This window comes from Pseudomonas salicis (assembly GCF_057128705.1).
Window position 1 is genome coordinate 1 of sequence record NZ_JBSKHU010000016.1, and the last position, 1,514, is coordinate 1,514.

The 1,514-nt window shown below is 62.0% G+C and carries 2 protein-coding genes; both read left to right on the forward strand.

Translation table 11 applies throughout. The annotated features are described in order from the left end of the window. Positions 1-28: 28 nt before the first annotated feature. Positions 29-913 carry a transketolase gene (locus ACWKWE_RS29200; RefSeq protein WP_166596965.1) on the forward strand — a complete coding sequence of 295 codons (885 nt, stop codon included), beginning with the start codon at positions 29-31 and terminating at the stop codon, positions 911-913. Next, on the forward strand, positions 910-1,514 hold a 605-nt coding region (locus ACWKWE_RS29205; protein WP_483852485.1), incomplete at its 3' end, for a transketolase family protein. The genes ACWKWE_RS29200 and ACWKWE_RS29205, both read left to right, overlap by 4 nt.

A 1,514-nucleotide genomic window follows, 5' to 3' on the forward strand; every position in this document is an offset into this window, starting at 1 on the left:
CTCGATCAACCCACTCAGGAGTGCCCTCATGCCCGCTGAAAATCGCGCGGTTCGTGATCCCGTAACGCCGTTGACGCCCGAGCAGATCGCTCGTCTGAAAGAGCGCGCACTGTTCGTGCGCCTGGAGACGGTGCGGCTGATTTCCATCGCCAAGGTTGGCCACTACACCTCGGTGTTTTCGTGTGCCGAGATTTTCTCCGCGCTGTACTACGACGCCATGCGCCTGAAACGCGGCGAGCCGAAATGGCCGGGACGCGACAGGTTTCTGATGGGCAAGGGCCACGCTGCCGTCGGCCTCTACCCGCTGTTGGCCGACTGGGATTTCTTCGACAAGGCCTGGCTGGATGACTACACGCGGCTAGGCAGCCCACTGGGCGATCACCCGGACATGCGCAAGGTGCCGGGGGTTGATTTCAGTTCGGGGTCCATTGGCCATGCGTTGTCGGGCGGCCTGGGCATGGCGCTGGGCGGGCGTTTGCGGGGCAATGCATTCGACGTCTACGTGCTGCTGGGCGATGGCGAGATGCAAGAGGGGCAGGTCTGGGAGGCCGCATTGGCGGCTGCGCATCACAAGACCGGCAACCTGATCGCCATCGTCGATCGCAACGGCTATCAGCTCGACGGCAAGGTCGATGACGTCGTGGGTATCGAACCGCTGGCAGACAAATGGCGGGCCTTCGGCTGGGACGTCCGGGAAGTGGACGGCCATGACGTGGCCGCCGTGGCGACGTTGTTCCGCGAGTTGAAAGCCGAGCCTGCGCGGGAACGTCCGGTCTGCGTGATCGCCCTGACCGCCAAGGGCAAGGGTGTGGAGTACATGGAAACCGAACCCGGCTGGCATCTGGGCTGGCTTGCCCCGGAAGACGAAGTGCTGGCCATCGAAGAAATCAAAGCCAATGGAGGTGTTCAATGAGTGCGCCAGTCAACCCGAAAAGCTGGCAGTACCGCCAACTGAACGCGATCAATCCGGGGCTCGATTATTTATCGGAAGGGCTGCTGGATCTGGTTGCCGACGGCCATCCCATCGCTGTCGCGACGGCCGACCTGCAATACTCCAACGGCCTGAACCGCTTCGCCGAGAAACACCCGGATCTGTTTATCCAGTTTGGTATCGCCGAGCAGAACATGGTCAGCGCCGCAGCCGGGATCGCCACCACCGGGACCATGCCGTTCGTGGCGACCTTTGCGTCATTCCTGGCGTTGTTGTGCTGTGAACAGATCCGCATGGACGTGGCGTATTCGGCGTTGCCGGTGCGTCTGATCGGCCATCACACCGGCATCAGCCTCGGCTTTTATGGCACCTCGCACCACGCCACTGAAGACATCGCGATCATGCGCAGCATCGCCGATCTCACGGTGGTTGCTCCGGCAGACGGTCCGCAGCTGGCAGCCGCGATTCGCGCGTCGATTCACCATCCGCAGCCGATTTATTTCCGCATCGGACGCGGTCAGGAACCGTCTGTTTATCCTGACGACGTCACCTTTGAGTTTGGCAAAGCCATCGTGCATGCCGT

What these genes read in the sequence shown, in the direction of transcription:
- ACWKWE_RS29200 (WP_166596965.1), top strand. Translation starts at nt 29, where the DNA reads ATGCCCGCTGAAAATCGCGCGGTTCGTGATCCCGTAACGCCGTTGACG.